Below are 19,420 nucleotides of genomic sequence, written 5' to 3'. Positions count from 1 at the left end.
TTAATATGAAACAACCCCGTAAGAGACTAGGGGACTTACTTGTAGAAGCTGATCTTATTACAGAAGATCAGCTTCAATCTACATTAGCCGAAAAAAAACAAACTCAAAAACTTGGCGAAGCCTTAATTCAAAGAGGACATATTACCGAGCAGCAATTAATCGAAGTGCTCGAGTACCAGCTTGGGATACCACATATTAGCTTATTTCACTATCCATTTGATACAAAGCTTTTTACCCTTATACCCAAGGATCAGGCTAGAAGGAATTTAATTATTCCTCTAAAAAAAGATGGAAACAAGCTTTATGTAGCAATGGCAAATCCTATGGATTTTATTGTAATTGATGATCTTCGTCTTGCTACAGGATTCCAAATTGAAACGGCCATAGCGACGAAGGATGAAATCCTACGTGCGATTAATAACTACTATAATGCTGATGAGGGCTTAGAAGAATTATTCGATGAACGTCCGCAAAATGAAAAAGGGCGGTCTGATGATGCAACAGATCTTGATTCACCAATTGTGCGGTTAGTAAATCAGCTCCTGACGAATGCAGTGATTCAAAAAGCAAGTGACATCCATATAGATCCACAAGAATCAAAGGTCATTATTCGCTATCGGGTTGATGGAGTATTGCGAGTAGAACGTGTATTACCTCGCCATATGCAGGGGGTTTTGACGGCAAGAATCAAAATTATGTCCAATCTAGATATTACAGAACACAGGGTACCGCAGGATGGTCGGATTAAATTGAATTTAGAATTCCATCCTGTCGATTTGCGTGTCTCTACATTGCCGACTGTATATGGTGAAAAAATTGTTATGCGTCTCCTCGATATGGGGTCGAATTTGAATGACATCCATAAACTTGGATTTAACTCCCTGAATTTGAAACGTTTTAATGAGTTAATAGATAAACCGACAGGCATTGTTCTAATTACAGGACCTACTGGGTCAGGGAAATCTTCCACCCTTTATGCAGCTCTCAATAAATTAAATAGTGAGCAAGTAAATATTATTACGATTGAAGACCCAGTTGAATACCAATTAGAAGGAATTAATCAAATTCAGGTGAATCAAAATGTCGGGATGACCTTTGCAGCAGGACTACGCTCAATCCTACGGCAAGATCCCAACATCATCATGGTTGGGGAAATTCGTGATAAGGAAACGGCCGAGATTGCTATTCGAGCTTCATTAACCGGGCATTTGGTCCTAAGTACGCTGCACACCAATGATTCGTTAAGTACGGTAACAAGGTTGATTGACATGGGCGTTGAACCTTTTCTAATTGCTTCATCCTTAAGTGGAGTGGTGTCTCAGCGCCTTGTTCGTAAGGTTTGCCGTGATTGTACCGTAACAGAAGAAGCATCGAAACGGGAAATCGAAATTTTTGCCCGTCGCGGCATGAAAATTGAAAAAGTCTCACGCGGTAAAGGCTGTCCATCCTGTAATATGACGGGATACAAAGGGAGAATTGCGGTTCATGAAGTGCTCGTGATCAATGATGATATGCGCCGAGTCATTATGAATGATGATTCCTTTTCGAAAATGAAGGAACATGCAATAAGAAATAAAACAATCTTTTTAATAGATGATGGTTTACTGAAAGTAAAACAAGGCTTAACGACAACCGAAGAAGTGCTACGAGTAGCTGTTTTAGAGTAGGGGTAGTGGTAATGAAAGAGAAAATTGATAATATACTGCGAGCATCAGTTGAAGTTAAGGCATCCGATATCCATCTCACTGTGGGTGTTCCCCCAGTGATGCGGATTAATGGTGAATTAAAAAGGTATGGTCAAGAGCCTTTAAAGCCGGTAGATACAGAAGAAATGGCGAAGGCGATAATCCCCGAAAATATGTGGGAGCAATTTAGTGAAAAGGGTGAACTCGATTTTTCTTATGGGGTAGCGGGCAGCTCGCGTTTCCGTGTTAATACATATTATCAACGGAAAAGTGTGGCAATGGCGCTCCGGGTCATTTCCTCCAAAGTCCCAACCATCGATGAATTGAGTTTACCTGCAATTATTCCGCAGCTAGTTGAAAAACCACACGGACTAATCTTAGTCACTGGACCTACTGGTAGCGGGAAATCGACAACACTTGCATCAATGATCAATTATATGAATCAGACAATGCGCAAGCACATCATTACCTTAGAGGATCCGATTGAATACCTTCATAGGCATGGGAATTCGATTATTGACCAGCGTGAGGTAGGCTTTGATACTTTAAATTATGCCAATGGTCTTAGAGCAGCACTTCGTCAAGATCCTGATGTTATCTTAGTCGGTGAGATGCGTGACCTTGAAACGATTTCAACAGCGATAACGGCGGCAGAAACTGGACATCTTGTGTTCGCAACACTTCATACCTCAAGTGCTCCAGCAACGATCAACAGAATCATTGATGTCTTTCCTTCGGCACAACAGGCACAAATACGAATCCAATTAGCTACTGTGCTTGTAGGTATCATTTCACAAAGGCTGTTCCCAACCGTGGATAAAAAAGGCCGAAGAGCGGCAACAGAAATATTGGTAAATAATCCGGCTATAGCTAATTTAATTCGTAATGAAAAAATCCATCAGATTCCAAGTGTTATGCAAACTTCACGTGCCCAGGGAATGCATACACTTGAGATGAGTATCAAAGACTTAATAGACAGGGGCCAGATTCAAAAGGACTCAGCTCAGAAATATTTGCAGGAGAAGATGATGAGTAATGGCTAGATATAAATATACAGGCCGCGATAGGCGCGGAAAACGGCAGGGCACCGTATATGCTGCATCAAAACGGGAAGCCATGACAAAACTAAAGGAAGACGAAATTCGCATCATTGAGTTAACTGAAATTCCTGAAACGTTATTAACAAAAGATATAACGATTGGAAACCCAGTTAAGCTTCAGCATTTCGTCATCTATTTACGTCAATTTGCCACGCTTTTAAAGGCGGGAGTAACGGTTGTTGATGCAACGGGGATCCTAGCCTATCAAACCGAAAGTAAAGCGTTAAAGAAGGCATTGTTTCATGTTGAACAGGAATTGCGTGAAGGGAATCCCTTGTCAGAGGCAGTTGGAAAGCATCCTAAAATTTTCACACCAATGTTTATTAATATGGTGAGAGCAGGGGAAGTCAGCGGTAATCTCGATGAAACGCTTGAGCGATTAGCTGAACATTTTGAAAAACAGCATTACACCAGACAGAAAATTGTTGGTGCTTTAACTTATCCAGCTGTTATTGGCGTGGTCGCAATAGCTGTAGTTATTTTCCTTTTAGTTAGTGTGGTTCCTACATTTGTTACGATGTTTGCCGACATGGGTGGAGAACTTCCAGCTATTACCAGATTTGTTTTGTCTGCTAGTGAATTTATGAAATCATTTTGGTGGCTAATAGCACTGATTGTAATCATGATAATAGTTCTAATTACCTATATTAGAAAAAACAAGGAAACAAAATATTATTTGGATTTGTTACTATTACGAATGCCTTTAATTGGAAAAATGTTACAAAAGGCTGTTCTTGCACGAATGATGCGGACCCTTAGTTCCTTGTTTACAAGCTCGGTTCCAATCCTTCAAGCAATGCAAATTGTTGAAAAAGTAGTTGAAAACGAAGTGATCGCAAAAGTAATTAGGGAGTCTCGTTCCTCGCTAGAAAAAGGTCGGTCAATGACTGAACCGATGAAAGCTCACTGGGCTTTTCCACCACTAGTGACACAAATGATTTCGATTGGGGAAAGCAGTGGGGCACTTGATTCGATGTTGACGAAAATTGCCGAATTTTATGAAAAGGAAGTTGAAACAGTCACCGATCAATTGAAATCATTGATTGAGCCATTAATGATTGTTGTTCTAGCTGGACTTGTTGGTACAATTGTACTGGCGATTATGGTGCCTATGTTTGAGATGTTTAATCAATTTTAGTAGATGTAATAATATTACAAAAAATACAATAATGTACAAAAAAACAAGTAAAATTCCAAATTACCCCTCTTTTCAACAGCATTTTTATTAAGTATAATACAAGAGACCTAGTTGATAGGTTAATAGAACTATTTAAGGAGAGAATTAAATGAGACAACTATTAAAAAATAAATTAAAAGAACAAAAAGGTTTAACACTAATTGAATTACTAGCAGTAATCGTTATTTTAGGGATTATTGCAGCAATTGCTATACCAAGTATTAACAATGTCATAAATAATTCTAAAGAGAAAGCAAAAATAGCTGAAGCAATCCAAGTAATTGATGCAGCTAGATTAGCATATACTGATAACAATTCAATCACTTCATGGGTATATAATCCAAGTGCTGCAACTGGTGTAGATAAAGAACCTCTTTCTAAATATATTTCAAAGTTAAAGGATAAAGAATTTAGAGTAGATTATAATACCACCGATAATACATTTACAATTACTGGTCATGATGCTGCAACAACTGCAAAGATTAGTAAAAATGCTACAACTGCTGTAACAGAAGATGAATTAGCAACAGCCTCTAGATAAAATGTTGTTTATACTATTATTAGTATATGGCCTTGTTTTTGGTTCATTCTACAATGTAGTTGGCCTTAGGGTCCCTTTGAAAAAATCAATAGTAGCCCCACGTTCAGCGTGTCCAACCTGCGGGCATCAATTAAAAGCCTATGAACTAATTCCAATACTATCTTATATGATCCAAAAGGGGAAATGCCGCGGCTGTCAGTCGCGGATTTCTCCTATTTATCCATTTATGGAATTACTTACAGGGATTTTGTTTGTGACCGCCCCTTACTTTATTGGCTGGTCTGGAGAGCTTGTAGTTGCTTTGACAATAATTTCAATGTTTATCATCATCATTGTTTCAGATATTAACTATATGCTCATCCCTGATAAAATTTTACTTTGGTTTGCAGGGATTTTTTTAATGGAGCGCATTATTTTGCCTTTAACTCCTTGGTGGGACAGCCTTCTTGGTGCTTTAGTTGGATTTGTACTTCTTCTCATTATCGCTCTTGTCAGCAAAGGCGGAATGGGTGGAGGCGATATTAAGCTCTATGCCTTACTCGGATTTGTCTTAGGAACAAAACTAGTGCTTTTGTCCTTCTTTTTATCAACATTGTTTGGTGCCGTTATTGGCGGTGTTGCACTTTTGTTGAAAATTGTAAAAAGAAAGCAGCCAATACCTTTTGGTCCATTTATTGCAGCCGGAACATTGACCGCCTATTATTGGGGATCAGAACTAATCGATCTTTACTTGAATTTTTTATATAACGGATTATAAATTAAGGGGTATATTCAAATGGCATTTTCCCTCTTTACAGCTAAAAACCGAATGATTAACCTAGTATTAAATGACCACTCCATTCGCTATGTCGAATTAAAACAAGCCAATCCTCCGACAGCTCATAAATGGAATGAACGTTTCCTCCCCCCTGGGATTATTAGTAACGGGAAGATTATAGATATCGAATCCCTTTCAAGTATTCTCGAAGAATGCATCGAAGAATGGAAAATTCAGCGGCGGCAGGTTCGCTTCATCGTCCCAGATCCACTCGTGATTATTCGAAAAATTACTGTTCCTGGAGATATTAAAGAGGACGAAATGAAGGGATATCTATATTTGGAGCTTGGCTCAAGTATTCATTTACCGTTTGAAGAACCAGTATTTGATTATCATCAAATTGCTGACAACGACAAGACAAAGGACCTCCTCTTATTTGCCGCTCCAGAGGAGTATGTCATGCAATATTCTGAGTTATTTTCCAAACTTAAGCTAAATCCAGTGGCGGCAGATATTTCGCCACTTTCGTTGTATCGTTTATATTATCATCTGGACCAAACAAGTCCAAATGAGGTCTTGTTTACCGTTCAGTTTGATGTAACAAGTACAACACTTAGCATTATTGAAGAAGGTGTACCGCTCGTCATGCGCCATTTTCCTATTCCCTTTGATATCAGCCAATGGGATATTAAATATGGCTTCCAAGAATCGATGGATATTAATTATACTGGCGACCGTGAAGAATTGGCACTTCAGTTGGATGATATTATTAAAGAAATTAGTATGCTATTGGATTTCTACCGCTATTCATTAAGGAATAATAAAAGGGATGTAACTAAATTCATGTTAACGGGGGATCATCCAAGTTTAGATGGGATTTATCAAGAATTGAAAGAACGATACGATGCACCAGTGGAACTTCTGTCACAGGCAATGAATTTTATCGATAAAACAGCAAGCGTACCAGTTAATCACTTACTGCCATTAGGTCTCGCTTTAAAAGAGGTGAAATAATGCTAGTAGAAATTAACCTGCTACCCCAAAAAGAACGAACAAAAAAAGCCTTTGTCATAGCGCTATCAAGTTTGCTGGGATTACTAATTTTCATTAGTGGTGCATACATATGGCAGATCTCTACCATTAAAAGTGATTTGAAAGCCATTGACAACCAGTTAACGCTGCTAGAAAAAGCGACTGAACTTGCTGGACAAAATAGTGCACAAGCACCAGTATCTTCTGAATCCGTTAGCCTGCTAAAAAATGCAGTTGAATGGGCTGATAGTTACCCCTTACAGACTGTCCCTGTTATGCAGCATTTAACGTCCTTATTGCCTGAACGTGGCTTCATTCAGACATTTGGCTATACTGAGTCTGGAGCTATCACGCTTACGGTTCAATTTGATAGTGCCCGTGAAGCCGCCTACTTTTTAGATAGCTTAAATGCCTCAGAATGGTTAGAAGAGGCAAGTATGACTTCTTTAAATGCAGAAGAAAAGGAAACAGAAGATAAACAAACTAGTTCAACCCCAGCAACAGAAAATACAGTACAAAATGAGTATCTTCCAAGATATGTCGGCCAATTTGAGGTTAAATTTGATGTAGTAACGATCAAGAAATTAATGACAGCAGCCGATGATAATGAGGAAGGAGCGAAGAGTTCATGAAGCTTCACTTCTCAAAAAAAGAAAAAATGATCTTATTACTTGTCTCACTATTGTTAGTGCTTGCTGTTGCCTTTGCTCAACTTGTAATGCTTTTTCCATTACAATCCGATCTTGAGCAGAAGGAACAACGTGTGGCAACTCAACAAAAACTTTTAGATGCTTTGAATAATAAAAAATCTGCTAATGCAGAGACCGTTACGGCAGAAGAAACAAGAGAAATCCAGAAAAAGGTTCCTGTCAAACCAATGCAAGAGCAATTTATTTTAGATTTAGAAAAGGCAGAAACCATTTCTGATAGTAAGATTGTCTCGATGACTTTTTCTGCTGCTGGTGATACGACAACCGAGGCGGGTACCGATCAGACTCCAACTACAGAAGCTACGCCCGAAGCTGGAACAGACACAGCAACAGAAGATGGCTCAGAGCAACAAACTGCTGAAAATCCAGCTGCTAATGCCTTGAAAAAACTCACTGTCAATTTAAGTGTGGAATCTCCAAGTTATAAAGAACTGGAAAAGTTTATTCAATCACTAGAATCGTTAAAGCGAATTGTTATTGTTGAAGCCATTAACTATTCGAGTGCTGAAGAAATCACAACGGTTGACCAGCAAATGGATCCGTTAACCTATACATTAACCATTTCAGCTTACTATTTACCAGAGTTAGATGATCTAATTGCGGAGTTGCCAAAAATCGATGCTCCACCACCAGCAAATAAAGATAACCCATTAAGTTCTTTTTCTGATACGACAAAAGCGAATTAACACCCTCGCAAACATATAAATAATTTGGCGAAAGCATTCGATAACAAGACGACAAAAGTCTTGTTATTTTTTTTTGTCTATATGTTAGGATGGTAGAAATTAGCTGTCGGAAAAGAGAGGAGTACAAGTATTGGACAAGCCTAATCGTGAGCAAACGGTCAAAATAAAAATAAATGGTGAAAATCAGGAGTTTAAAGAGGAATTAACAGAAAAAGAAAAAAACACGTATACAAAAGTGATTCAAATTGACCCAGATTATATTGATCAAGATTATATCGATCATGATAGTTTAATGGAGACTGCCGCTGCTCAGGAATCTGCTGAAGAAAGCTTTGACTGGATCATTCCCGAATCATCGGAAAATGAGGTGGTAGAATATAAAATAGCCAATCAAAAAAAGACAAAAGGTAATTCGAAGAAAAAACAATCTTCGTTTTCTGCGATTTCACTGAAGCGGAATGGTGGAGTATTCAAATCGATTATTATTACCGTGGCTTTTGCGATTCTAATTGGAATTAGCTTAGGAGTTCTCATGCTTAAACTATTCATTACCGATGGCAGTAAACCGGTTGTAAATGATCCGGTTGTGGAAGATAAGGGTGCGGGAAACACTTCAGGAGATAAGACCAACGGACAAACCACATCAGCTGTTATAGCAGCACAGACTATGTTTGTAGTACAAGGCGGAGTATTTTCTTCTGAGGATGCCGCGAAGGATGGTACCAATCAAGCAAAGGCTGAGGGAGTTCCTGCACAAACGGTAGAAATAAGCAACAAGGATTATCTTTTTTTAGGTGTAACGGATTCAATTGAAACGGCGAAACAGCTTAGCAACCATTATAAAGCGAATGGTGTTGCTGATGCTTTTGCCAAACAAATCCCGATTGGGGAGAAGTCAGTATCTGATATCAGTGAAGCGGATAAAAGCTTCTTGGAAGCTGCGATAACTGTTTTTCCGGAACTCTCCAAAGTGACAACCAATACGATGGTGACATCCAATATTTCAGAGGAATCGCTTAAATCCATTTCAGCAATAGAAGAAAAAATTAACCAAAAGGTTGAAAATGAAAAGGTAAAGAACCTACAGGGAGAATTAACTAGTGCGGTTGAAAAGGCGAAATTGAAAGATAAGAAAAGTCTTGTAGAAGCCCAGCAGCATTTATTAAATTTCCTATCCGTCTACTATTCTTTGTAATCGACATTTCTTGATATTTTCCGGGAAATCATTTCCCGAAAAAAGTCTGTTCCTTGTGGGGCAGGCTTTTTTCCTTGTACCTAGGCTTTCATAGAGTAGCTAGAATTAGTCCTCTTGCATAATTTGACATGTTTTTTGAAACTTTAAGCATATAAAAATTGTTTGCTTCAACAAATTCTGATACGATTAACATGTATCTCCCTAATTGATGCAAAAAGGTAAGGTGATTAAATGCAGAACCTCATTTTAGCCTCTTCTTCTCCACGGCGAAAAGAACTTCTAGAAAACCTCCGAATAACGTTCACAATCTCAAGCAGTGAAGTAGATGAAAGCTTTGATCCACAGCTTTCTCCAGAGGATGTTGTGATGGATCTTGCCGAGCGAAAGGCACAGGCAATTTTTCAAGAAAATCCTAATGCTTTTGTTCTTGGCTCTGACACGATTGTTGTTGTTGATGGGCAAGTATTAGGAAAACCAACCGGTGCAACAGAAGCAGTCAGCATGTTAAAGATGCTTTCAGGCAGACAGCATGATGTATACACAGGAGTAGCAATCATATCCGCACATGGTTCAACACGTTTCTACGAAAAAACAGAAGTATGGTTTTGGGAGTTAACGGACGAAGAGATCCACTCATATGTGCAAACTGGTGAACCGCTTGATAAAGCAGGGGCATATGGTATTCAAGGTCATGGAAGTATGCTTGTACAAAAAATAAATGGAGACTATTATGCGGTCGTAGGCCTGCCAGTTGCAAGAACGTACCGTGAATTAAAAAGGTTAGGTTTCCAGTTGCCGTAACTGACAACATGTTTCATTAACTCCCGAATATAAGGGAGGAAACTTAAGTGAGTTCAAATTCATTAATGATTCGTGATTTCCCGCAAGATGAAAGACCGAGAGAACGGTTTATCAAAAATGGCCCGCAAAGCTTATCCAATCATGAATTACTGGCAATATTACTGCGAACAGGGACAAAGGATGAATCTGTTCTTCAATTATCCAATCGCTTACTGACAAATTTTGAAGGGCTGAGGCTTTTAAAAGCAGCGACTTTAGAAGAAATTACCGAGATTAAAGGTATTGGTCAAGCGAAGGCGATTCAAATTCTCGCTGCCGTTGAAATCGGGAGAAGGATAGCCAACTTAAACTATACTGAGCGCTATGTGATTCGTTCCCCGGAAGACGGAGCAAATTATGTTATGAATGACATGCGTTTTCTCTCACAGGAGCACTTCGTTTGTTTGTACCTCAACACGAAAAATCAAGTTCTCCACAAGCAGACCATTTTTATCGGAAGCCTAAACGCCTCGATCGTACATCCGCGCGAGGTGTTTCGTGAAGCTTTAAAACGGTCTGCCGCTTCCATAATTTGCCTCCATAACCATCCTTCCGGAGACCCCGCTCCAAGCCGTGAAGATATCGAGGTAACCAAGAGGCTTGTAGAGTGCGGGAAAATGCTTGGCATCGAGCTCCTTGACCATTTGATCATCGGCGAAAATAAATTTGTCAGTCTGAAAGAAAAAGGATACGTATGATACTATGATTTTAATTGACGTTAGGATATAATAATGGTTATGATTTTTTAGGACTTCTTTCATTTAAAAATAAAAATCACTAGAAAATTGACAATATATAAGGTAAAAAGACTTACCTTTAGGAATTTTCGTATCAGAAAGGGAGATACATATGTTTGGAATTGGGACAAGAGACCTTGGGATTGACTTGGGAACAGCAAATACCCTGGTCTTTGTAAAGGGTAAAGGAATCGTTTTAAGAGAGCCATCAGTAGTGGCAATACAGACTGACACAAAGAGTATTGTTGCGGTTGGTAATGATGCAAAGAACATGATAGGCCGTACGCCAGGAAATGTAGTTGCAACAAGACCGATGAAGGACGGGGTAATCGCTGATTTTGAAACTACAGCAGCGATGATGAAGTATCATATCCGCCAAGCTCAGAAAACAAAGAATATTTTTTCAGGAAAGCCGTATGTCATGGTTTGTGTGCCGTCTGGAATTACAGCAGTAGAAGAAAGAGCTGTTATTGATGCAACGCGTCAGGCGGGAGCGAAGGATGCGTATACGATTGAAGAACCGTTCGCTGCTGCGATTGGTGCAAATCTGCCAGTTTGGGAGCCAACGGGCAGCATGGTCGTTGATATTGGCGGTGGTACTACTGAGGTGGCGATTATTTCCTTAGGTGGTATTGTAACGAGCCAATCGATTCGTGTGGCTGGGGATGAAATGGATGAGTCGATTATTTCTTTTATCCGTAAAAACTATAATTTAATGATCGGTGATCGTACGGCAGAAACGATTAAGATGGAAATAGGCTCTGCTGGCGATCATGAAGGAATTGAAAATATGGAAATTCGCGGTCGCGACCTTTTGACGGGTCTTCCTAAAACGATTGAGATTACTCCGAAGGAAATTGCGGTTGCTTTAAAAGATACCGTTTATGCGATTGTAGAAGCTGTAAAGAATACATTGGAAAAAACACCTCCTGAGCTGGCAGCGGATATTATGGACCGCGGGATCGTTTTAACTGGCGGAGGTGCATTGCTTCGTAACCTGGACAAGGTAATTAGCGAAGAAACCAATATGCCCGTCCTCATTGCTGAAAATCCACTTGATTGTGTGGCAATCGGTACAGGTAAAGCATTAGATCATATTCAATTATTTAAAAACAAAGCGAAGGATTCTCGCTAAGTAAACAACAGAAGTGCCTAAAATAAGGCACACATTATAGATAGAGGTGTATAATCATGCCACAGTTCTTCTTGAATAAACGTCTGATCATTTTGCTAGTCAGCATTATTGTTCTCGTGGCATTGATTGGGTTTTCGATAAGGGAGAGAGAGAAATTAACTTGGCCGGAGCAATTCATTAAGGATACTTCGGGCTGGGTTCAATCCCTGGTTTCAAAGCCTGCACATTTCGTAGCAGGATTCTTTGAAAATCTTCAGGACTTGCAAAATACTTATGATGAGAATAAAGAATTAAAATCGCGGATGGAAAAACTCGTCAGCCTTGAAGCACAGGTGCAAGAGCTGGAAAAGGACAATAAAGAGCTGCGTGATATTCTCGGAGAAGAAGAGACCTTGAGAGATTTTGAACCTTTACAAGCAACTGTAATTGGTAGAAACCCTGATCGCTGGCATGAAATGATTATTATTAATAAAGGGAAAAAACATGGAATTAAAAAGAATATGGCGGTTGCCACAGCGCATGGACTCATTGGTAAAGTAAAAACCGTCAATCAATTTAGCTCAACCGTTCAATTATTGAGCGCGATGGACCCGAAAAATCGAATCTCTGCCATTATTCAAGGTGACACGAATATTTTCGGCTTTGTTCAAGGATATGATGAAGAGAAAAAGGCATTACTGATCAAATCGATTCCAGCAGGAGTGGAAATTAAAAAAGACCAAAATGTCATTACTTCTGGCATGGGCGGTGTCTTTCCTCAAGGGTTACCAATCGGTAAAGTGATTGAAGTAATGCCCGACCAGTATGGCTTAAATCAAACGGCACTCGTAAAACCAGGTGCGGACTTTTATGATTTAGAAAATATTATCGTGATTAAGAGGCAGATGACACAACCAAATGGTGATGAAATGGTAGATGGGGAGGAGGAAGATCTGTGAGAAAGTTCCTTCTTCCTCTTTTGTTCCTATTTCTATTTCTCCTAGAAAGCATTTTTGCTCAATATCTACCTCCAAGTACGTTTGGAAAAAATAACATTTTGGTCCCACATTTTCTATTTACAGGCATTTTATTTTTAACGATCTATGCTGGGAGAAAGTATGGGATTATTTATGCGGCCATTTTTGGTCTCTTATTTGATATTGTTTGGATCGAAATCATCGGAATTTACTTTTTTCTGTTTCCTTTTATTGCTTATTTGGTATCGAAAATTATGCATGTATTGCAAACGAATATTATCGTTTCCTTTTTCGTTTCTCTTATTGGCATAACCTTACTGGAAATCGGCGTATATGAAATGGATTTTTTGATTCATAAAACCAATTTAGAATTTATGAAATTTATTGAATTACGTTTGTATCCCTCCCTCATTTTAAATGGAGTCTTTTTAATTATTGCAGCCTATCCATTAAAACGTCATTTTGAAAAGTTTGCGGAAAGTTTAAGGGATGAATGACAGGTTTTTAACCAAATTTGCCGGAAGCCGCTGGGTTTGCAAATTGAATTGATTAATTTAAATTCTATTGATAGAAAAAAGGAGAATAGACAAAGCGTGTCGAATTGTATATAAAAAGTATGCTTTGGGGCTAGGAGTATGTCTATTTCCATAGTCCTATGTGTTTCCTATTATTTTGAGGTGAGTTTTCTTCATGAAAAAACGACAAAATGTAACGATAAAAGGGACGAAGGATGGTATTGTCCTTTTACTTGATGATAACTGTTCCTATCAGGAACTGATAAAAGAGCTCGATGAAAAACTATCAGCAAATCAAAGAACTCAAGATGAACGTCATGTTATTCCGGTAAAGGTTGAAATCGGCAACAGATATTTAACGGATGAGCAGCGTGAAGAAATAAAAGAATTGATCCGCCAAAAAAAGAATTTAGTTGTCGATGAAATTGAATCAAGAGTCGTCACAAAGGAAGAAGCAGAACGACTAAAGGCAGAAAATGAAGTGGTTACAGTTGCCCGGATTATCCGCTCCGGCCAAGTGTTAGAAGTCCCAGGAGATCTTCTGCTCGTTGGCGATGTGAATCCTGGCGGTACGGTAATGGCTGGAGGCAATATACATATCATGGGTGCTTTAAAGGGCATTGCTCATGCTGGTATTTCTGGTAATGAACAAGCTGTGATTACGGCATCCAGTATGCAGCCGCAGCAATTAAGGATCAGTGAATTTATTAATCGGGCACCTGATCAAGCCCCAACAAAAGAAAAACGTGAAATGGAATGTGCTTACATCGATGAAAACCAGCAAATCATTGTAGATAGATTGCAAGTTTTAATCCAATTAAGGCCTAATTTAACGAGATTAGAAGGGGGACATTAATGTGGGAGAAGCAATAGTAATAACATCCGGTAAGGGTGGCGTAGGTAAAACAACAACTTCTGCTAATATTGGAACAGCATTGGCCCTTCAAGGCAAAAAAGTATGCTTAGTGGATACAGATATTGGTCTTCGGAATTTAGATGTCGTCATGGGGCTGGAAAATCGAATCATTTATGATCTAGTTGACGTAGTCGAAGGACGATGCAAAATTCACCAAGCCCTCGTTAAAGACAAACGATTCGATGACTTATTATACTTACTGCCAGCGGCGCAAACAGTAGATAAATCTGCTGTAACGCCAGAACAAATGCACAAGCTTATCAATGAATTAAAACAAGACTATGATTATATAATTATTGATTGTCCTGCAGGAATTGAACAAGGCTATAAGAACGCGATTGCTGGAGCTGACCGGGCAATTGTCGTGACAACTCCTGAAGTATCCGCTGTTCGTGATGCGGATCGAATCATTGGCTTATTAGAAAAAGAAAAAAACATTGAATCACCGAAATTGGTGATTAACCGGATTCGCAATCATATGATGAAAAGCGGCGACATGCTCGACGTCGATGAAATTACCACACATTTATCGATTGAGTTAATTGGAATCGTCGGCGATGATGATGAAGTGATTCGTGCTTCTAATCACGGTGAGCCGATTGCTCTTAACCCTAACAATAAAGCATCGATTGCCTATCGCAATATCGCAAGACGGATTCTCGGAGAATCCATTCCTTTGCAGCCACTAGAAGATGCTGATAAAGGTATGTTTTCTAAACTTAAGAAGTTCTTTGGCGTTCGCTAATGAAAAAAACCTGTTCACTTAAAATGTGGACAGGTTTTTTAATTACTAGACATAATAAAATGGACCTATTTTTAAAATATTTATAATTATCCTACTTTAAATTTGTAGTAGTAAACAAGTGTATCTGCGATAATAATTACAGTTATTTATTGTCGGGAAGAAAATAGTATTGTACTCGGTCTGGAAAGAGATGCGACCGAGAAAAGCAACTTATACAACAAAAATAATTACAAAGGAAGGGTGAAAATGTTCAATCTCGGAACATTAATGCTCGAAAAGGTTGGAATCATCGTGATTGTAGCGTTTTTACTTTCGCAGATGAGATCATTTCGCCATATTATTCAAACGGAGCAAAAAAGAAATGAGAAAATAATGCTAATTTTCTTATTTGGCTGCTTCGGTATTATTAGTAATTACACCGGAATAGAAGTTCACAATAATACGATTGGAAGACCGGAGTGGTTATCCGATTTAGACCAAGAAAGTGCACTGGCAAATACAAGAGTTATGGGAATTGTGATTGGTGGTTTATTGGGAGGACCGGTGGTGGGTATCGGAGCTGGCCTGGTTGCAGGTGTTCACCGTCTTACTCTTGGTGGATTCACGGCCGTGTCTTGTGGAATTTCTACTATTCTAGCAGGAATCATTGCGGGATACGTTGGGAAAAAACGTAAACAAAACGGTAAACAAATCACCCCGCTATTTGCGGTTCTAATGGGGATGTTGCTTGAAGCGTTACAGATGGTTATCATTCTTGTGGCAGCAAAGCCTTTTGACCTGGCGTGGAATCTTGTAGAACTCATCAGTTTTCCTATGATACTAGGAAATGGGTTGGGAACACTGCTGTTTATGTTTATTATTAGAGCCATTAAACGGGATCATGAAATGACCCGTGCAAATCAAACAAATCAAGCATTACTGATTGCTGGTCAAACCCTTCCCCATTTTCGCCAAGGCTTAACGATTTATTCATGTAAGGAAGTTGCAGAAATCATGCTTAAATTGACCGATGCTGATGCCGTTTCTGTAACGGACAACCTTCAGGTGCTTGCTCATGTCGGCGCAGCTTCAGACCACCATCTGCCAAAAGGGAATCTTATTACGGGTTTAACAAGAATGGTGCTAGAAAACGGCCAAATATCAGTTGCAAGATCAAAAGAGGAAATATACTGTGTGCATCATGACTGTCCTTTACAGGCCGCGATTGTTCTGCCTTTAAAAGTGAAAACCAATATTGTTGGCACTTTAAAAATGTATTATACAAGGCCAGAAAAGCTCGATAAAGTCCAGCAGGAATTAGCGGAGGGACTGGCTAATCTTTTTTCTACACAGCTCGAGCTTGCAGAAGCAGAGATGCAAACAAAGCTTTTGAAGGATGCAGAGATCAAAGCTTTACAGGTACAAATCCACCCGCATTTTTTATTTAATAGTATCAATACCATTTCAGCACTTTGCCGAACGGATGCCAACAAGGCCAGGAAATTACTTTTGGAACTAAGCTCATTTTTTAGAGGAAATCTACAAGGTGCGAGGCAAATGCTGATTCCTTTGGAGAAAGAATTAGAAAATGTTAAAGTCTACCTATCATTAGAGCAAGCCCGCTTCCCAGGTAAATTTGATATCGATTTTCAAATTCAATCTGGTCTAGAAAAGATTAATATTCCGCCATTTATTCTACAGCCTTTAGTAGAAAATGCGATAAACTACGGCTTCCCCAAAAGTAAATCAAAGGGGAATATTACCATCCGGATTTTTACAAAAATGAATCAATTACACTTTATTATCGCAGATAATGGAAAAGGGATTTCGGAGGACCGGTTAAACATACTTGGTAAGCAAACGGTTAATTCAATAAAAGGAAATGGAACAGCCATTTTTAATATTAGCGAGCGCCTAAAAGGCATTTATAGTGGTGAAGCTCACTTTTCTATAACAAGTGACGTGAATGATGGAACAACCATTATGATCACTATACCGCTAGCGTCGAGAGGAGTGTATGAACAAAATGCTGAAAGCCTACATAGTGGATGATGAGCCATTAGCCAGAGATGAATTAAAATACTTGCTTATACGAAGTAAGCAAGTAATGGTATTAGGTGAATCGGATTGCTTTGATAAAGCGATTGAAGAAATATCTTTAATGAAACCGGATATCGTGTTTTTAGATATTGAACTATCTGAAGAAAATGGATTGAAATTAGCTGGACAATTAGCAAGCCTTGAATCACCGCCCGTCATCATTTTTGCAACAGCATATGACGAATATGCTTTGCAGGCTTTTGAGCTAAACGCATTTGACTATATTTTAAAACCCTATGATGAAGAACGAATTCAAAAAACACTGGAAAAAATAAATAGGATGCAGAAAATCGGTGGAAAGGTTTTTTCTGTTAAACCCTCCTTATCAAACGATAGTAATGGTAAATTTGCGATTCTAGTTGATGAAAGAATCATTCTGTTAACTTTTGATGAAATTGTTTATATGGAATCTAGTGAGGGTAAGTGTACGATTGGAACGCTGGCACAAAAATACACCGTTTCTGAGGCTCTTGTTGTTTTGGAGAAAAAATTAAATCCAACCAAATTTCTTCGGGTTCATCGCAGCTTTATTGTGAATGTGGACCATATCATAGAAATAGAGCCATGGTTTAACTCAACCTATAATTTATACATGAAAAATGGCTCTAAGATTCCGGTAAGCCGGACGTATATAAAAGACCTAAAATTAATGATCGGTATCTGAATATTTTGTATTTCATCTTCCTGCTTTTGCGGTTCATCTCTCCATTTTTGTAAGATATTTTGAAAATGAAAATTTAGCGTTTTCATTTTGTAAAATGATGATAGAAAATATGAAGCGCGGAGGGTGAATAGAAAAATGAATGCGATTACAATTGTTATTGGATCCATATGTATACTCCTAATTGCTTACAGATTATATGGAACCTTTATGGCAGCGAAGATTTTAAAGTTGGATGATACAAAGGAGACACCTGCTAAGAAGCTTGAGGATGGACAGGATTATGTCCCTACGAATAAATGGGTGGTGTTTGGTCACCATTTTGCAGCGATTGCCGCTGCAGGGCCGTTAGTTGGACCAATCTTGGCTGCGCAATTTGGTTATCTACCAGGATTGTTATGGCTCTTAATTGGAGCTGTCATTGGCGGCGCTGTTCATGATATGGTAGTTCTTTTTGCATCGATGCGCCGGGATGGAAAATCGCTATCAGAAGTTGCCAAAGAAGAGCTTGGTCCAGTGGCGGGATTCTGTGCTGGTTTAGCGATGCTATTCATTATTACCATTACAATGGCAGGTCTTTCCATGGTGGTGTTAGGTGCATTGGAGCGAAACCCGTGGGGAACATTTGCAGTAGGCATTACAATTCCAATCGCTATGGCAGTCGGAATCTATCATAAAAGGACAGGTAATTTAAAGCTGGCTACGACGGTTGGTTTTCTCTTAATCATGTTAGCGATTGTATTAGGTCCAAACATCCAAGGCACATGGTTAGGCGATTTATTAACTTTAGAGAAAAGCACTCTAGCACTTATTCTTCCAATCTATGCATTTTTTGCTGCGGCATTACCAGTCTGGTTATTGCTGGCACCACGTGATTACTTAAGTACGTTTATGAAAATTGGGGTTTTTGCTGCTTTAATTGTAGGTGTCTTTATTGTAAACCCAGATGTTCATTTCCCGGCATTTACGGAATTTATTAACGGTGGCGGCCCAGTTATTGCAGGTCCAGTTTGGCCGTTTATCTCCATAACCATCGCTTGTGGAGCGATTTCTGGCTTCCACGCATTTGTTGGTTCCGGTACGACTCCGAAAATGGTTAATCGTTGGAAGGATATTAAAGGTGTTGCTTTCGGAGCGATGTTAGTAGAATGTTTAGTAGCGATTATGGCGTTAATTGCCGCAGTTTCACTACAGCCAGGCGATTATTTTGCCATTAACTCAACACCTGAGAAATTTGCAACTTTAGGAATGGAAACTGTTCATTTAGCTGAATTAAGTAAAGAAGTTGGGATGGATCTTGAAGGAAGAACTGGTGGAGCTGTTACTCTTGCAGTTGGGATGACGTACATATTTACCGCTGTTCCTATTTTTGCAAAACTAGCCTCCTACTTCTATCAATTTGTCATTCTATTTGAGGCCGTTTTTATTTTAACCGCGATTGATTCTGGAACCAGGGTTGCCCGTTACCTCATTCAAGATTTCTTTGGCAGCTTCATTAAACCTTTAAAACGGATGGATTCACTTGGAGCAAATATTTTTGCCAGTGCATTGGCCTGCTTTGTCTGGGGTTATCTTCTTTACTCCGGGGACATTAGCTCCGTTTGGGCATTATTTGGGGTATCCAATCAGCTAATGGCTTCGATTGGGCTCATTGTTGGGGCGACAGTGATTCTCAAGATAGCTGATAAACGTTGGTACATGCTGACATGTTTGGTCCCGCTTGCCTACCTTTATGTAACCGTAAACACAGCCGGTTACTGGATGGTTAAAAATGTATATTTCAATGCGGATAACCCTGGATTTAATGTATTAAATGGTGTTCTTTCGATTATCATGTTAGTGCTCGGTCTCGTCATTCTGATCACGTCTATTAACAAATGGATGCAGCTTTGGAAGATTCCTCAACATCTATTAGTGGAACAGTCAAATAAGGAAGTTGCTTAAAAAAATGCC

Annotated in this window: 19 protein-coding genes; all 19 read left to right on the top strand. The window is 39.1% G+C overall.

Going from position 1 to position 19,420, the window contains the following annotated elements; translation table 11 throughout:
• The first annotated feature begins 5 nt into the window (after nucleotides 1-5).
• The 19 genes from ACWM35_RS06835 (at nucleotide 6) to ACWM35_RS06745 (ending at nucleotide 19,411) form a co-directional block, all read left to right on the top strand.
• Nucleotides 6-1,667, top strand: coding sequence for a GspE/PulE family protein (locus tag ACWM35_RS06835; protein WP_454816720.1), 1,662 nt, complete (start codon nucleotides 6-8; stop codon nucleotides 1,665-1,667).
• 11 nt (nucleotides 1,668-1,678) lie between these two features.
• Nucleotides 1,679-2,728: a type IV pilus twitching motility protein PilT gene (locus ACWM35_RS06830; protein WP_454816718.1), complete on the top strand. Its 1,050-nt coding sequence runs from the start codon at nucleotides 1,679-1,681 to the stop codon at nucleotides 2,726-2,728.
• A complete protein-coding gene (locus tag ACWM35_RS06825; RefSeq protein WP_454816716.1) occupies nucleotides 2,721-3,923 on the top strand; it encodes a type II secretion system F family protein in 1,203 nt (400 codons plus the stop codon). The genes ACWM35_RS06830 and ACWM35_RS06825 overlap by 8 nt, the downstream gene beginning before the upstream one ends.
• A 148-nt stretch (nucleotides 3,924-4,071) precedes the next feature.
• The gene (locus ACWM35_RS06820; RefSeq protein WP_454816714.1) at nucleotides 4,072-4,503 is read left to right on the top strand and encodes a prepilin-type N-terminal cleavage/methylation domain-containing protein; all 432 of its coding nucleotides are present in this window, start codon (nucleotides 4,072-4,074) and stop codon (nucleotides 4,501-4,503) included.
• A 1-nt stretch (nucleotide 4,504) separates the two neighbouring features.
• Nucleotides 4,505-5,260, top strand: coding sequence for a prepilin peptidase (locus ACWM35_RS06815; RefSeq protein ID WP_454816712.1), 756 nt, complete (start codon nucleotides 4,505-4,507; stop codon nucleotides 5,258-5,260).
• Nucleotides 5,261-5,278: 18 nt separating this feature from the next.
• Complete coding sequence (pilM, locus tag ACWM35_RS06810; protein WP_454816710.1) at nucleotides 5,279-6,274, top strand: type IV pilus biogenesis protein PilM; 996 nt, start codon at nucleotides 5,279-5,281, stop codon at nucleotides 6,272-6,274.
• Complete coding sequence (locus ACWM35_RS06805; protein WP_454816709.1) at nucleotides 6,274-6,924, top strand: PilN domain-containing protein; 651 nt, start codon at nucleotides 6,274-6,276, stop codon at nucleotides 6,922-6,924. The genes pilM and ACWM35_RS06805 overlap by 1 nt, the downstream gene beginning before the upstream one ends.
• Nucleotides 6,921-7,688: a pilus assembly protein PilO gene (locus ACWM35_RS06800; protein WP_454816707.1), complete on the top strand. Its 768-nt coding sequence runs from the start codon at nucleotides 6,921-6,923 to the stop codon at nucleotides 7,686-7,688. Before ACWM35_RS06805 ends, ACWM35_RS06800 begins: the two co-directional genes overlap by 4 nt.
• 130 nt (nucleotides 7,689-7,818) lie before the next feature.
• Nucleotides 7,819-8,883 (top strand): hypothetical protein, encoded by a 1,065-nt coding sequence (locus ACWM35_RS06795; protein ID WP_454816705.1) that lies wholly within the window; start codon nucleotides 7,819-7,821, stop codon nucleotides 8,881-8,883.
• Nucleotides 8,884-9,114: 231 nt separating this feature from the next.
• Nucleotides 9,115-9,684, top strand: a complete 570-nt coding sequence (locus ACWM35_RS06790; RefSeq protein WP_454816703.1) for a Maf family protein — start codon at nucleotides 9,115-9,117, stop codon at nucleotides 9,682-9,684.
• A gap of 65 nt (nucleotides 9,685-9,749) precedes the next feature.
• Nucleotides 9,750-10,421, top strand: a complete 672-nt coding sequence (gene radC / locus ACWM35_RS06785; RefSeq protein WP_454817107.1) for a RadC family protein — start codon at nucleotides 9,750-9,752, stop codon at nucleotides 10,419-10,421.
• Nucleotides 10,422-10,572: 151 nt separating this feature from the next.
• Entirely contained in the window at nucleotides 10,573-11,595 is a 1,023-nt protein-coding gene (locus ACWM35_RS06780) for a rod shape-determining protein (RefSeq protein ID WP_454816701.1), read from the top strand.
• A gap of 56 nt (nucleotides 11,596-11,651) precedes the next feature.
• Nucleotides 11,652-12,533: a rod shape-determining protein MreC gene (mreC, locus tag ACWM35_RS06775; RefSeq protein WP_454816699.1), complete on the top strand. Its 882-nt coding sequence runs from the start codon at nucleotides 11,652-11,654 to the stop codon at nucleotides 12,531-12,533.
• On the top strand, nucleotides 12,530-13,048 hold the full coding sequence (gene mreD, locus ACWM35_RS06770; RefSeq protein ID WP_454816697.1) for a rod shape-determining protein MreD: 519 nt from the start codon (nucleotides 12,530-12,532) through the stop codon (nucleotides 13,046-13,048). The genes mreC and mreD overlap by 4 nt, the downstream gene beginning before the upstream one ends.
• 193 nt (nucleotides 13,049-13,241) lie before the next feature.
• A complete protein-coding gene (gene minC / locus ACWM35_RS06765; protein ID WP_454816695.1) occupies nucleotides 13,242-13,922 on the top strand; it encodes a septum site-determining protein MinC in 681 nt (226 codons plus the stop codon).
• Nucleotide 13,923: 1 nt separating this feature from the next.
• A complete protein-coding gene (gene minD, locus ACWM35_RS06760; RefSeq protein ID WP_454816693.1) occupies nucleotides 13,924-14,727 on the top strand; it encodes a septum site-determining protein MinD in 804 nt (267 codons plus the stop codon).
• A gap of 246 nt (nucleotides 14,728-14,973) precedes the next feature.
• The gene (locus ACWM35_RS06755; protein ID WP_454816691.1) at nucleotides 14,974-16,758 is read left to right on the top strand and encodes a LytS/YhcK type 5TM receptor domain-containing protein; all 1,785 of its coding nucleotides are present in this window, start codon (nucleotides 14,974-14,976) and stop codon (nucleotides 16,756-16,758) included.
• On the top strand, nucleotides 16,733-17,470 hold the full coding sequence (locus tag ACWM35_RS06750; RefSeq protein WP_454817105.1) for a LytR/AlgR family response regulator transcription factor: 738 nt from the start codon (nucleotides 16,733-16,735) through the stop codon (nucleotides 17,468-17,470). Before ACWM35_RS06755 ends, ACWM35_RS06750 begins: the two co-directional genes overlap by 26 nt.
• Before the next feature lie 135 nt (nucleotides 17,471-17,605).
• Nucleotides 17,606-19,411 (top strand): carbon starvation CstA family protein, encoded by a 1,806-nt coding sequence (locus tag ACWM35_RS06745; protein WP_454816689.1) that lies wholly within the window; start codon nucleotides 17,606-17,608, stop codon nucleotides 19,409-19,411.
• The last annotated feature ends 9 nt before the right edge of the window (nucleotides 19,412-19,420 follow it).

Source organism: Neobacillus sp. K501, assembly GCF_053749995.1.
This window is presented reverse-complemented; position numbering and strand designations above follow the sequence as displayed.

Excerpts from the sequence above, each read along its gene's own strand:
- ACWM35_RS06835 (WP_454816720.1), top strand. The coding sequence starts at position 6 with ATGAAACAACCCCGTAAGAGACTAGGGGACTTACTTGTAGAAGCTGAT.
- ACWM35_RS06830 (WP_454816718.1), top strand. The coding sequence starts at position 1,679 with ATGAAAGAGAAAATTGATAATATACTGCGAGCATCAGTTGAAGTTAAG.
- ACWM35_RS06825 (WP_454816716.1), top strand. The coding sequence starts at position 2,721 with ATGGCTAGATATAAATATACAGGCCGCGATAGGCGCGGAAAACGGCAG.
- ACWM35_RS06820 (WP_454816714.1), top strand. The coding sequence starts at position 4,072 with ATGAGACAACTATTAAAAAATAAATTAAAAGAACAAAAAGGTTTAACA.
- ACWM35_RS06815 (WP_454816712.1), top strand. The coding sequence starts at position 4,505 with ATGTTGTTTATACTATTATTAGTATATGGCCTTGTTTTTGGTTCATTC.
- pilM (WP_454816710.1), top strand. The coding sequence starts at position 5,279 with ATGGCATTTTCCCTCTTTACAGCTAAAAACCGAATGATTAACCTAGTA.
- ACWM35_RS06805 (WP_454816709.1), top strand. The coding sequence starts at position 6,274 with ATGCTAGTAGAAATTAACCTGCTACCCCAAAAAGAACGAACAAAAAAA.
- ACWM35_RS06800 (WP_454816707.1), top strand. The coding sequence starts at position 6,921 with ATGAAGCTTCACTTCTCAAAAAAAGAAAAAATGATCTTATTACTTGTC.
- ACWM35_RS06790 (WP_454816703.1), top strand. The coding sequence starts at position 9,115 with ATGCAGAACCTCATTTTAGCCTCTTCTTCTCCACGGCGAAAAGAACTT.
- radC (WP_454817107.1), top strand. The coding sequence starts at position 9,750 with ATGATTCGTGATTTCCCGCAAGATGAAAGACCGAGAGAACGGTTTATC.
- ACWM35_RS06780 (WP_454816701.1), top strand. The coding sequence starts at position 10,573 with ATGTTTGGAATTGGGACAAGAGACCTTGGGATTGACTTGGGAACAGCA.
- mreC (WP_454816699.1), top strand. The coding sequence starts at position 11,652 with ATGCCACAGTTCTTCTTGAATAAACGTCTGATCATTTTGCTAGTCAGC.
- minC (WP_454816695.1), top strand. The coding sequence starts at position 13,242 with ATGAAAAAACGACAAAATGTAACGATAAAAGGGACGAAGGATGGTATT.
- ACWM35_RS06755 (WP_454816691.1), top strand. The coding sequence starts at position 14,974 with ATGTTCAATCTCGGAACATTAATGCTCGAAAAGGTTGGAATCATCGTG.
- ACWM35_RS06750 (WP_454817105.1), top strand. The coding sequence starts at position 16,733 with ATGCTGAAAGCCTACATAGTGGATGATGAGCCATTAGCCAGAGATGAA.
- ACWM35_RS06745 (WP_454816689.1), top strand. The coding sequence starts at position 17,606 with ATGAATGCGATTACAATTGTTATTGGATCCATATGTATACTCCTAATT.